Annotated in this window: 11 protein-coding genes and 1 rRNA gene; 8 read left to right on the top strand and 4 right to left on the bottom strand. The window is 26.5% G+C overall.

The features are described from left to right. Nucleotides 1-56 precede the first annotated feature (56 nt). From HNR35_RS02225 to HNR35_RS02215, 3 genes are read left to right on the top strand one after another with little or no spacing between them, the layout of a single operon-like run. Nucleotides 57-680: a hypothetical protein gene (locus HNR35_RS02225; RefSeq protein WP_006433842.1), complete on the top strand. Its 624-nt coding sequence runs from the start codon at nt 57-59 to the stop codon at nt 678-680. Beyond that, complete coding sequence (locus HNR35_RS02220; protein ID WP_006433845.1) at nt 677-1558, top strand: DNA/RNA non-specific endonuclease; 882 nt, start codon at nt 677-679, stop codon at nt 1556-1558. The genes HNR35_RS02225 and HNR35_RS02220 overlap by 4 nt, the downstream gene beginning before the upstream one ends. After that, nucleotides 1555-2334 carry a hypothetical protein gene (locus HNR35_RS02215; protein WP_006433836.1) on the top strand — a complete coding sequence of 260 codons (780 nt, stop codon included), beginning with the start codon at nt 1555-1557 and terminating at the stop codon, nt 2332-2334. The genes HNR35_RS02220 and HNR35_RS02215 overlap by 4 nt, the downstream gene beginning before the upstream one ends. On the opposite strand, the gene HNR35_RS02210 is transcribed toward HNR35_RS02215, so the two are convergent. After that, nucleotides 2322-2942: a diacylglycerol/polyprenol kinase family protein gene (locus HNR35_RS02210; RefSeq protein WP_040353486.1), complete on the bottom strand. Its 621-nt coding sequence runs from the start codon at nt 2940-2942 to the stop codon at nt 2322-2324. The two genes, HNR35_RS02215 and HNR35_RS02210, sit on opposite strands and share 13 nt — an antisense overlap. A gap of 258 nt (nt 2943-3200) precedes the next feature. Between HNR35_RS02210 and HNR35_RS02205 the strand changes: the two genes are divergently transcribed. The 5 genes from HNR35_RS02205 to HNR35_RS02185 are packed head-to-tail and all read left to right on the top strand — an operon-like array spanning nt 3201 to nt 8191. Beyond that, nucleotides 3201-4058, top strand: a complete 858-nt coding sequence (locus tag HNR35_RS02205; RefSeq protein ID WP_183223632.1) for a protein-glutamate O-methyltransferase — start codon at nt 3201-3203, stop codon at nt 4056-4058. 32 nt (nt 4059-4090) lie between these two features. Further along, a complete protein-coding gene (locus tag HNR35_RS02200; protein ID WP_183223631.1) occupies nt 4091-5218 on the top strand; it encodes a chemotaxis protein CheB in 1128 nt (375 codons plus the stop codon). A gap of 24 nt (nt 5219-5242) precedes the next feature. Further along, on the top strand, nt 5243-6457 hold the full coding sequence (locus HNR35_RS02195; protein WP_183223629.1) for a TraB/GumN family protein: 1215 nt from the start codon (nt 5243-5245) through the stop codon (nt 6455-6457). Nucleotides 6458-6497: 40 nt separating this feature from the next. Then, the gene (locus tag HNR35_RS02190) at nt 6498-7133 is read left to right on the top strand and encodes an adenylate kinase (RefSeq protein WP_183223627.1); all 636 of its coding nucleotides are present in this window, start codon (nt 6498-6500) and stop codon (nt 7131-7133) included. A 29-nt stretch (nt 7134-7162) separates the two neighbouring features. Further along, nucleotides 7163-8191 carry a hypothetical protein gene (locus HNR35_RS02185; protein ID WP_183223626.1) on the top strand — a complete coding sequence of 343 codons (1029 nt, stop codon included), beginning with the start codon at nt 7163-7165 and terminating at the stop codon, nt 8189-8191. 22 nt (nt 8192-8213) lie between these two features. On the opposite strand, the gene HNR35_RS02180 is transcribed toward HNR35_RS02185, so the two are convergent. The 3 genes from HNR35_RS02180 to rrf all read right to left on the bottom strand — a co-directional run. Then, nucleotides 8214-9137, bottom strand: a complete 924-nt coding sequence (locus tag HNR35_RS02180) for a diguanylate cyclase (RefSeq protein ID WP_183223623.1) — start codon at nt 9135-9137, stop codon at nt 8214-8216. Further along, a complete protein-coding gene (locus HNR35_RS02175) occupies nt 9137-13627 on the bottom strand; it encodes an ATP-binding protein (protein WP_183223621.1) in 4491 nt (1496 codons plus the stop codon). Before HNR35_RS02175 ends, HNR35_RS02180 begins: the two co-directional genes overlap by 1 nt. A gap of 96 nt (nt 13628-13723) precedes the next feature. Then, nucleotides 13724-13811, bottom strand: a 5S ribosomal RNA gene (gene rrf / locus HNR35_RS02170); the annotation flags it as partial.

Below are 13811 nucleotides of genomic sequence, written 5' to 3'. Positions count from 1 at the left end.
AATGTTATATATTGAAAAGCTAAAGCAATTTTTATATTATTTAAAATAATCTGTTTATGAAAAAAAATCCAAACATTTATATTTTCTTAACATTGCTCATCATCTCCACTTTAAATGCATTTGCAAATGAGGATAATACTAATGAGAATAATCAATCCAAACAAAGTTACAATTTTTTTAGCCCAGAAAGAGGATTCAAATATTCAACAGGAATTGGAGTTGGAATTGGATTTTTCCTGAATTCAAACATCAAACATCTTATTTTTAGACCTTACTACACATTTTCTAATAATAATTTTGATTTTTTAATCGTCGTTATGATATTGACAACAAAAAGTCTTAATATCCCTAGCAAAATGCAATACTTTAAGTCTTATATTGGGGGAGGAATAAACTGGCACATTGCAAACTTAATTAAAAAAACAAAATATTTTTCCTCTACTATTGGCGTAGGTGGTCGCTTTTACTTATCCACAAACTTTATAGGAGATATTAAATTTTACGAAAAATTGCCTTATGTACTAGAGCCTTATATGTTTATTGAAATTTCTACAAAAAAGGCAATACCTTTAATGGGATTAGACTTTAAAATTGATTTTTTATTTTTAGATACATTTAACATTTCTTTTAATTTTACTATTAGATATAATTTTGAGGATGAAAAAGAGATAGAAATATGAAAAAAAGATCAAAATTTTTTCTTTACTGCTATATTTTATGTCTAGCGGGATTTTTATTTTTTTCCTTAAATCCAAAAATCCTAAAACAAATTAAACATAGAATTTATGACTATTTAGAGATAATAGAAAATAAATATATTACCATTACAAAAACTATTCCAATAAAAGAATCACAATTAATACCAAAAGGATATCTTACTACTCAAATAATAAGCAAAAAACACTATACTTTGGGATATGCTGAAAGCGCAAGACAATCTGAATGGGCTGCTTATCCGCTTAAAAGAGAAATGGTAGAACTAGCATTAACTTTGTTAAAATCCAAAAAGATTAAAAGAAGCACTAAATTCTTTGAAGACGCCAACATCAAAGGCATTTTTCCAAAACTTGAAGATTACTTTAAAAGCGGTTATGACAGGGGGCACATAGTAAGTTCTGCAGATATGTCTTTTTCTGAAAATGCAATGAAAGATACATATTTTTTATCAAATATGTCCCCTCAAAAAAGCGAATTTAATTCTGGAATTTGGCTAAAACTTGAAAAATTGGTAAGAGAATGGGCAATCTCAAAAGGATATATATATATAATTAGTGCTGGAATTTTAACGGAAAATAAAGGATTTATTGGTAAAAACAGAATTTTGATACCTAAAAATTTTTATAAAATAGTACTAGCAATTAACAATAACAATTCTTTTGACATAATCTCTTTTATCATCCCAAATGAGAAAGCAAAAGACTTGGATTTGAAAAATTATGTTGTTACCGTCGATTTAATTGAAAAAAAAACAAAGATACATTTTTTTGAAAAACTTGATTCAAAAATTAAAAAAAATATCAAAAAAATAAAAAATACACATTCTTGGAAGTTTAAATGAAACTAATATTTACAAAGTTAAACGCTTCTATTAATCTCTTTCTCTTTATAATTTTTATTTTAGCAACACTAGTTATACTGATTTTCTCTTATAACATAAAATATAATGAAAATTATCAAAATTATGTTCTAGAAATTTACAATAATAATTTTATAATATTGGTTAATAAATTTGCAATCTTTATTGCTGGAATTATAGGCTCACTTTGGTCATATATTAATTACAAAAGAACCAATAATATACAATTTATACTTTTCTATTGCTTTATTAGTTCATATACATTAGAACCTATTCTGATCTCTGAAGATTTTTTTTTAAAAAACAACTTAAATTCAAGTTATTACTTATTTACAAAATTTATCCTTTTTGTAAATGCTTTTTCATTATTAAATTTATTTTTTCTAAGTTTATATATATGCGATTTCAAAATAAAATCAATACATTATACAATTTACATTATCTTGACCTTTGCCTGCATATATAGCTATATAATACCTATTAATTCGTACGAAAATAGCCAAGATTACAGCATCCTTAAAATAGAAAGTACAAAATTTTACATAGATGCATTCTTGTTGCTCATTTTAATAAACTTTATAGTAGCCTTTTTAAGAAAAAAAAGCTTTGACTATTTTTTCCTTTTTGTTTCAATGTTTTTAATATTAAGTGGAATTTACTTGAATTTGCTAAAAATACCTTATGCCTTTCTCCCCATCTTAATTGGCGTACCAATTTACCTAAAAAAATCAGGAAAAATTTTCTTTTACTGGCTATAAAAAAAGAAAGTTAAAAAATAGGACGAAGTTGAAACAATAAGTGGTAAAAATAAATTATCATAATTTGCAGTATCAAAAAGCTCTACCAATACTGCTAAAATTCCAAGAATTAAAGCTAATGTTAAACAAGGAAAAAAATAATAATATGAAAAAAAAGTAGCACAAAATACAACAAGGCTACCAGAAATGGTTTTATCGTTTACAAGCTTAAAAGAGGGAATTAACTTTCCAGCAAGACTTGCAAATCCATCACCAAGACATACTGAGAATATTCCAATATAATTAAAGGGACCCACAACCAAGCAATACGATATCAATATACCTAAAAACAAAAAAATGGGAGGAAAAGATACTTTATTGGGTAATATTTTTCTTGATTTTAATATTATGTCTGAAATATTTTTAAAAAAAAGTAGTTTTTTTTTAGTAATTCTAAAAACTTCAGAACTTAAGTATAAAATCATAAAAAGTATATTAGAAATAAGTCCTATCCAAAAATTTATTCTATAAAAAACCAAAATTATCAAGCTAAAAATATGAAAAAATTTTCTAAAAATTTCATACTTAACATCTTCTCTAAAGATTTCTTTCTTAAGTCTATTAAACATCATTCAATATCATTCAATCTTTAAAAAACCATTAAATCAGTATTTGCAAATATTTTTTCCAACACCCATTAAATTCCTCATTTATTAGTATAAATAAATTAAAATAAACAAAACCCTTTTTATAAACCTAAGTCTTATAATAAAATTATTTATATTAACTTTACAATTTTTTTTAAAAAAAAAATATTCTTATCTAGAGATTTATTGTAAATAGGCAATACTTATTTATAAAGAGAATAATTAAGCGGGTTCCAAAAAATGCTAGAAATTGAAGATCGGCTATTTTTAAAATTTTGCGACTTTATATATAACAACAGCGGAATGCGTTTTGACGAAAAAAATAAATTTGTTCTTCAAAGCAGAATTAATGATGCGATACGAGAACTTACTCTTGAAAACCCATCACAACTTTATAATTTAATAATTGGTGAAAAATTAAAAAAAGAATATTTCTTGGATTTAGTCACAACCAATTTAACAAGATTTTTTAGAAATTCACTACATTTTCAAACTTTTGAAAAATTTGTAATTCCTAATTTAATTAAAATTAAAAAAATAGAAGAAAAAAATAGGATTATTATCTGGTCTGCGGGATGCTCAACAGGAGAAGAACCTTATTCATTGGCATTTGTACTCAAATCAAAGCTTCCAAAAGAAATAGATTTTATTATTATTGCTTCTGATTTAAGTTTAAAATCTTTGATGATAGCAAAAGAGGGATATTACTCATCAAGTAAATGTGAAAATATTCCTAAAGAATATCGACACTATATATATTCTCATTCAAACGGATATAAAATTAAAAATGAAATTAAAAATCACATAAGATTTGATTATCATAACTTAAACTTTGAAAGTAATTTTTCACAAATTGATGTTATTTTCTGTAGAAATGTATTAATATATTTTGATGAAAAATCAAAAATTAAAGTACTTAAAAAATTTTACAATAACATGTCTAAAAATAGCTATTTATTTATAGGACACTCAGAATCACTTTTTGGACTTAACCTTCCTTTTAAATTTTTAAAAACACCTTGGGCAATAATATATGAAAAAAAAGATACTGGTTGTAAAAAAGAAAAATTTAAATTAAAAAATAAATATAAGTTATAATTTAACAAGAATTAAATAGGGAAAAATTAGCAATGGAAACAAAAATTTCTGTACTTATCATAGAATACTTTGCTGTAAAGAGAAAGCTTATATCAGACCTTATTAATTCGTCTCCTAAGCTTCAAGTCATTGCAACTGCTTCGAATGGCAACTTCGCAACAAATAAGCTTAAAAAGCATAACCCCGAAGTAATATTAATGAATTTAGAAGAAAACAACATTAAAGATATTCTCTTTTTAGAAAAAAAAAACAATATAAACAAAACAATACCAATTGTCGTCACATCTTCAAATCAAAACCTAATAAATATTGCTGCTTTAAAAGGAGCTGATGATCTTATATTAGTATCTAAAAATAAAAAATCACATGAAAACAAAAAAGAACAAATTATCAATTCTCTTTTAGCTTATGGATCGATATCTATAAAAAACAAAATTGTCTTCGATAAGGATATGAAAACAAAAAACAATAAAAAAGCTAATTTCTTTTTAAATCATAAAAATGACATTTTTTCATTAACTCAACTTAAAGAACATGAAAAAGAAAAAATATTAAATGAAAAAGAAATAAAAAAACTTAGATTGAGAAAATTTGACATAATAGCCATTGGAGTATCAGCAGGGGGTCCTGTGGCCTTAAAATCAATATTGCCAGAAATACCTGAAAGCTTTCCACCAATAATAATTGTTCAACATATGCCTAAAGGATTTACAGAAGAATTTGCAAAAAATCTTAACAATCTTTGTAAAATAAACGTAAAAGAAACCACCAATAACGAAATATTAAAACAAGGACACGCATACATAAGCTCGGGTGGATATCATACAAAAATAAAAAAACTCGATGGTAACTATCAAATACAAACTTTCGATGGTAAACATATAAATGGCCACAAACCATCTATTGGGATATTATTTCAATCTATCGCAGATATTGCAAAAGATAAAGCAATTGCTCTAATAATGACTGGAATGGGAAACGATGGATCAAGAGAAATTGGCGATATAAAAAAAGCCGGGGGACTAACTATTGCACAAGATAAAGAAAGTTCCATGGTTTTTGGAATGCCAAAAATAGCAATAAAAGAAAACAACATAGACTATATAGTTCCACTAAACCATATGATAAAATTATTAAAAGCTATTCTAATTAATAGCTAATTTTTTTAAAACAAGGAATATTTTTTGGACAATAAAACAGAAAACACCAAAACAGAAAACTGTTTTTCTCATGTAAGTAAATTTACTATACATAATAAAACAATATATATACTTGGAACTGCTCACGTGTCAAAAAAAAGCTCAGAAGACACTGCAAATTTAATAGAAATCTTAAAACCAGACTATATTGCTGTTGAACTTGATGAAGCTCGCTATCATTCAATCTTAAACACCGATGAAAATGAAAAATGGAGAAACTTAGATATAGATAAAGCACTAAGACAAGGAAAAGCCTTCTTTTTAATAATAAACATAATTCTTAGTAATTTTCAAAAAAAATTAGCAAAAGAACAAGGAATAAACCCCGGAGAGGAAATGAAAACAGCTATTTTAAAAGCTAAAAAGCATAATATTCCGCTAATCCTTGCTGACAGAAAAATTGAAACAACTTTAAAAAGAGCTTGGATATCTATTCCAATATTTGAAAAAATAAAAATAATCTCAAGCCTTTTTTCTCTAACAGATACAAAAATTACAAAAGATGAAATTGAAAAGCTCAAAGAACAGGACGCTCTTTCAAAAGTAATGGAAGAACTTTCAAAAGAAATACCCAAAGTAAAAAAAGCTTTAATTGACGAAAGAGATGAATTTATTACAAACAAAATACTTGAAGGAACAGGTATTATTCTTGCCATTGTGGGCGCAGGCCACGTAAACGGAATAATGAGAACTTTAAAAGAAATAAGCCAAAATAAAAAAATAATAAACGCTGAAGAACTCGACAAAATACCTAAAACCCCTTTTTCATTTAGCAAAATGCTATCTTACTTCATTGCAATTTCAATTATTTTACTAATAGTAAGCTCTTTTTACGTTAAAGGATTTGATTTTGCTTATAAAAATTTAAAGCTTTGGATAATATCTAACTCTCTTTTTTCAGGCGTTGCATCCATCTTATTAAAATCTCACCCTTTAACAATTTTAACAGCTATTACAGGTTCTCCAATATTCTCTCTAATACCATTCATAGGAACGGGCATGGTGGCAGGACTTGTTGAAGCTTATATAAACAAACCAAAAGTCAAAGATTTTGAAAATTTACAAGAAGAATTATCAACAACAAAAGGATATTTCAAAAACAAAGTTACAAGAATTCTATTAATAGTGCTTTTTGTTAACCTTGGATCCACAATTGGAACAATTGTGGGACTTAAATTTTTATTAAATGTTTTCAAATAAACCCTTAAAATAATAAATATCTATACAGGAGTTACAATCTATGGGACTTGTATTTTTAGGTCCTCCAGGTTCTGGAAAGGGGACTATTTCAAAAATTATTTCTAACGAATTTCAATATTATCACATTTCAACAGGAGATTTATTTAGAGAAAATATTTTAAATTCTACAACTCTTGGAAAAGAAATAAAAAAAATCGTTGAAAAGGGAGAACTAGTCCCTGACTTAATTACAATAAAAATGGTAGAAAATAAAATTAAAGCTATTAAAAATAATGACAATTTTATTTTAGATGGATTTCCGCGTAATATTTGTCAAGCCAAAGCTCTTGATAAATTTTTACCAAATGTAAAAATAATAAACTTTTTAATTGATGAAGAATTATTAATAAAAAGACTCTCGGGAAGAAGAATTTGTAAATCTTGCAATAATATTTTCAATATACATACCCTAGCCACAAAAAACAATAGCATTTGCGAAGTTTGTGGAGGAGATCTTTACCAACGAGAAGATGATAAAGAAGAATGCTTAAAAACAAGGTTTAAAGAATATAAATTACAAACAAAACCGCTAATAGAATTTTATTCAAAATGCTCTAGAATTAACAATGTTGATGCGTCTGTTAAAATTGATGAAATGAGAAAAAAAATAATTAAAATAATGTTTAAAAAAAATTAAATGGAAAAGAAAAGGTATTTAAAATAAAAATGCTAATAAAAAAAATTTTCTTTTGCTTGTTATTTTTGCAAGCAAAGGTGATTCTTGCCCAAGATCAACAAGACTTGGAATTCAATAATAAATACTTTTACTTTAATTTTCAATCTGCTTATTACCCTCCCCACGAAATGGGAACAAATGGAAAAAGCTTTTCACGAAGCTTTAAACATCCCAACTTCCAAAATATTAAACCAAGTTTAAAAATTCCAACCAATTATTGGGGAGGAATAAAATTAATATCATACTTGGGGTACTATAAAAATTTCAAAGTTTTACACAATCCCAATTCTATGTTTTTTAAAAACAATGGTATAGACGTAGATTTAAATCTCGGGCTGTCTCCTGTAAGCATCTCATTTAAAAGCATACTAAGCTTTACTCCTATTGCTTTCTTAAATTTATATGTATCAAATGAAATTGGCATGGGTTGGGAAGCTTTTGGATTCAAGGGAATTGGTGTGCACATTGAAAATGGGAAATATTCAAATACTCTTGAATTTTATTCAGAAATAACAATAGGGGGACGATTTCAATTCGACTTAAACGCTATTTTTCAAGGAGACTGGACACACATTATTACGGTTATTGGAAATACTTTTACATGCTTAATTAATCCTCATGCAAGCAAAAACCAACTTTGGAAATATAAAGCAGATGATGGCAAAAATATAAATGGCATACTAATAAAACCTTACGCTCTTTTAGCTTACAAAATGCCAATACCTCTTAACACTATAGGCCTACTTTATGAAGGAAAAACACAAATTGGCAAAGAAAGAAACATAAGCTCCTGGAAAAACAAAGGCTGGGGAAGTGACATTTTTTATCACAATATTTCTATTGTTGCTAATTGTGAAGTTGTCAAGCCTTTAACAATTGGCCTTAAATTAAAATTATCTACGAATCCCACATACACAAATAATACAGCTGGACTGGCCGATATTTCAAAAAGAATAGCAACTGGTAATTCTTATTTTTATTACGATTCTATTGGAATCTCTGTAACTTATAAATACTAAAGCCTACTAAATAAATATAAATTTAATATCTAAACTGATTCCTTCCAGAAACTTTAGCCTCATAAAGTTTGCTATCAGCAAGCTTTATGATATTGGTAAAATTGTTATCAATAGGAATTTCTTGAGCAAGACCAATTGAAACAGTTACAATACTAGAAATACTGCTATGCTCATGAACTATCCTTAAACACTTTATATCATCAATCATTGTTTTAATAATATTAATCATTTCACTTAAGTTCTTATTAACAGAAAAAAAAATAAATTCCTCTCCTCCATATCGAGCAACATCTATTTTATATTTTAAAGCAACCTTATACAAAGCTTTAGCAATCAACTTAAGACACTCATCGCCATTGGTATGGCCATAATTATCATTGTAATTTTTAAAATTATCAATATCTAGCATCCCAACAATTACTATTTCTTTGCTTTCTAAAGCTTTCATCCATGACTTAGAAAATTTATCCATAAAAAATCTTCTGTTTGGAATCTGAGTAAGTCCATCAATTCTAGATAAGCTTTTAAAATAATCTCTTAACCGCTTTAATTCAAGATGTGTCTTAACTCTAGCATCAATTATTCGACTATTAAAAGGCTTTAAAATATAATCCACTCCACCAACATTAAATCCCTCAAGCTGAGCATCTGTAGAACTTTTTGAACTAATAAAAATTACGGGGATCTCTTTAGTATCAGGATCACTTTTTAACCTTCTACATACCTCATAACCATTAATATCTGGAAGACCTACATCAAGAAGCACAAGATCAGGACTATCTTTTTCAACTTGCTTTAAAGCATCAAGCCCATTTGTTGCAACTTCAACTTCATAGGCATCTTGCAATATATTTACCAATAAATCTAAATTGGGGGGAGAATCATCTACAATTAAAAGCTTTTGATTCTCCACTTCAAAAGCTTTATCTTTAATTATCATTTCCACTACCAATATCTCTTATTGCTAAGTATTTCAATAATCTCTTTAAGAATCTTAGAGCTCTCATCGAATCTATATAATCTTAAATTCCTACGAAAATCACTAAATAATTCTTGAATCTTATCATCTAAAACATACTTATCAATGCTCTTAAGAATTTCTTTGTATTCCCTTGGCTTTCTAGTTTTAATGCCAATTAAAAGTCTATTGAGAAGATTTAAAAATTGATCATTATTCTTAAAGTAAAGCTTATTCTCACTAACAATCTCAGACTCAAATAAAACATTCTCCTTTATGTCGCTTATCAGTCGCAATAAATCATCCTTTACAAAAGAATACATTTTTTTCAACTCATAAATTGAATCTTTACTTGTTTCAATTTTTTTAAAATCTTTATACAATGCACTACGCATATTAGAAAGAGCTCCAGATATTGAATGGGATATATCCCTAATTAAATACAAATTCTCCTCATCAAAAGCTTTTTCTAAATCAATAATATTGATAGAAATAAAATCAACAAGTCCTCTACATAATTCAGAATATGATAAATATGAAAGATTTAATTCTTTTAAAGCTCTGTTAATATCTAAATTAGGAAACTTAACAAGTTGATTCAAATCTTCACTCTTTCCTATATTATCAACTTCAAACTGTAAATATTTTTTTAATATGCCTTTAATTGAACTTATATGTATTGGTTTTGATATATAATCATTCATACCACTTTCAAAACACTTATTTTTATACTCTTGCAAAGCATGCGCTGTTACAGCTATCAAAACACACGGCTTTAAATTCTTTACCTTTTCAAATTTTCTAATCTCTTTAGCCACTGAAAATCCATCATATCTTGGCATTCGTATATCAATAAAAGAGATAGCATATTTTTTCTCTTTTAAAGATTTTAAAGCCTTTACTCCATCATCTACAACATCAATAAAATTTTCATTAATACCTATTACAATAAGAATGTCTTTTAACACTTTTTGATTTACTTGATTATCTTCAGCTATTAACACACTAATGGGTTCTTTTATTTTAAAAGCACTATCTATTAAACCCAAATTTTCAACAAAATCCATTTTTGATTTAAACTCTTTTTTAAAAAGAATAGAGGATATACCAAGCCCTGTTAAAGGCTTTTTAACATACATATATTTTAAATTTTTCAAAGCTTTGTTATCCAAACAATAAAATAAAAAAATAATTTGTACATCAGGGCTTAGTTTTTCAATATTATTAGCAAATCGAATACTCTCCTCAATATTATCGTTATTTACATTTACACAAACAAAATTATAAAAAGAATATTTCTTAAAAAATTTATAAGCATCCTCAAAAGATGCTACATAATGTACATTAGAAGAGTATCCCAGCAAAGTCGAACAATGCTTATAAATTTTAATAGATTTTTGACTTAAGAGCACATTTAATACTTTACTATTAATGTTTATTGATTTTAATCTATTGATTGACAAATTTTTACTTTTATTAAGCTCGCTGCCCAAGAAAAAAGGCAACATAAATGAAAAAGTTGTACCCTCCTCCACCTTACTGTCAACAGCAATACCAAGACCACCCATTAGTCTTATAAGCTCTCTAGATATTGACAATCCCAATCCCGCTCCCTCATAAACCCTTGAAGAAGAATCATCCTCTTGCTTGAATATTTCAAATATCTTAGAAAGATTCTCTCTTTTAATGCCTTTACCTGTATCTATTACCTTAAATTCAACTGTAACCAATCTATCACCATCAACTATTGTTCTGTATACTTCTTCATAGTTTAAAACAATAACACCCTCATCTGTAAACTTAAAAGCATTTCCTATTAAATTAATTAAAACTTGTTTAATTTTTACAATGTCACCTTTTATATAATTATTAAAAATAGATTTGGAATAAGAGAATAAATCAATATTTTTCTTTGCACATTGAGATTGAAAAGTTTTTAAAACCATTTCCATTTCACTTTCTAGATCAATCTGTTGACTCTCAACATGTAATTCATTGACATCTATTTGGGACAAATACAATATATCATCAATTAAAGAAAGTAAAGAATCAGATGAATAATTTATCATACTAACATAGTCTTTTTGAACATTCGTAAGAATAGTTGTATCCAAAAGTTCAGTAGCCGCCATTATTCCATTAATGGGAGTACGAATATCATGGCTAACGTTTGCTATAAACATAGTTTTAGCAGCATTGGCAGCTTCTGCAATCTTTTTTTCATTCATTACAAAAGAATATCTTCTTTTCTGCTCAAATGATAATTTAAACAGAAAAATTATTACAAACACGAAAAAAGTAAAATAAAATATAATGACTGTTACAACTGAAAATTTGAAATTTTTAAACCTACTACCTTTGGATTTATAATAAACATCAAACTTCCAATCATTCAAATATCTCTGACTATCAACATTTGAACGCATAACAACTTTTTGAATAATTTCTTTTAAGATATAATCCTGATCATAAATAGCAAGACTCAAATCAAAAGCCAAATCTCTAAAAATAGGAAGTTTTTCAACATCAAAAACATTTAATTCTTCAAAAACAGCTGCAGCTGTATGCTCATCACTAATAATCCCATCTATATTCCCCTTATAAAGAAGAAGTAAGGCTTCTTTAAAGCTACTTACCAAAACAAGCTTTGATTTAACATTAGAAACTAAATTTTTACTATATAAAAAATCAAGTACGGCAAGCCTCTCTAAAGATCTTGATGGAAGCACCCTTTTTTTATTTGAAAAAATATAAAGTGGAATTCGAGAATTTAACTTTATATTGAAAACATTATCTAAATTTGAATCGATCGCATTAGTATTTAGCATATCGATTTTTCCAGATTTGATTAATTTTTTTAGATCCAAACTACTAGACGTTTTAATTATGTTAAATTCTAAACCTGCAAACATTTTAATCTTATCAAGCAAAAATTGATTTATTCCTTTATAATTATTTGCTTCAACATAATCTATTGGGTACCAATTTTTAACAGCAAGATTTAATTTATTATTTTCTAGTAACCAAATTTTTTCTTCTATATTAAATTTAACCTTATTCATAATTTTATAACTATTTATTCGAGAACTATTAATCTCTTCTTTGTCTAACCAATTTTTATCTATTTGAAGTAAAGATTCAAATGAAATATCATCAAATATAGCATTAAGAATATATTTGATAACCTTATAAATCCTATTATCAATAGCTAATACCAAAAACCTATTTTTATTAAAAATCAAATCGTAAGATTTTAACCTACCGTTATATCCATTTAATTTTAATAAATATTTTGTTGTTATTGAATTTTCTATAAACCCATATGAATTATTGACAATATCTATAAAGTTATTAACAATATCTTGATTCTTATTTAATTGAATATTATTAAAATTAAAATCAATAAACTGAGAATTTATTGGACCAATATTCTTGTTTAAACCTTTAGAATAAAATTTAAAATTAAGAGGATATATTGGCTTACTTACTACATAATTAACATTTTCAAATACGCTATCATTGCTAATAATTCCTCCAAAAATTCCCACTGACTTTCCCTCTAATGATTTTTTAATATCCTCTTTAGAAAATCCTTTAAAAATAGGTTTAAAGATATGCTGCCTTGAGAGAAGATTCCACAAATCCACTAAAATGCCAGACAAATTTCCTTTTGAATTAATAAAGCTTAAAGGGGGATAATCGTTATACAAACCAACATCAATAAAATTTCCCTTAGAAGTTCTATCTAAAAAAGAAAAAACATATTCATCAGGTAGTTTCATCAAATATGAAAACAAATCTAAATTCAAATTCTTTATTATCTCAGGAGCATTTCTACTAATAGCCACCCTATTTTTGATACTATAAAAAACATCTCCGTTAAAAATAGCAAGATCTTCACCTAAAAAACGCTTTGCAACATAATGTAACGTCTTACAATCACCATATACATAATCAACTTTATCATTTTTTAAAGCCAATAATAGATCTTGGACATTATCAGCTAAAAAAATGGCGTTAGCACCTCTTAGCCTTAAGATATCCTCATATATTGTACTTTTAACAACCCCTATATTAAAGTTGGATAAAAATGTTGAATGGGTATTTTTATATTTTTTATTAGAGCTTTTAGAAAATAAAATTGAAATGCTCCTAGCAAGCTCACTTTTAAAATAAAACAAATCATTTAATTTTGAATTATAAGTCAATCCTAAATATATTGCTTCATCTTCAATTTTACTTTCATTTAAAGTGCCAATAGGCTCAACTTTAATCTCAACATTATTGTCTTTTGACCATTTATCTAAAATAGAAAAAATAAGCCCTACATATTCTCCTTTATCATTCTTATAGTAAAAAGGAAAATATTGATCTACAAGTTTAAACTTGAAAATATCCTTAGAAAATAAATTGGCATTGACAAAACAAACCAAAAGCAAAATTAAAAAATTAGTATTTAAGAAGTTTGCTTTTTTCATGTTATTTTAAAATTTCCTTATTAAACTACAATAGTCTTACTAATGTGTAAAAATAAGTATACACAATAAATTCAAGGTTTAAAGTATAAATAAAAACCCTGGCAATAACTTACTCTCCCGCGAACTCGCAGTACCATCAGCGAATAAGAGCTTAACTTCTGTGTTCGGAATGATAACAGGTGTT

The sequence above is a fragment of the Borreliella spielmanii genome (assembly GCF_014201705.1).
GTDB lineage: Bacteria > Spirochaetota > Spirochaetia > Borreliales > Borreliaceae > Borreliella > Borreliella spielmanii.
This window is presented reverse-complemented; position numbering and strand designations above follow the sequence as displayed.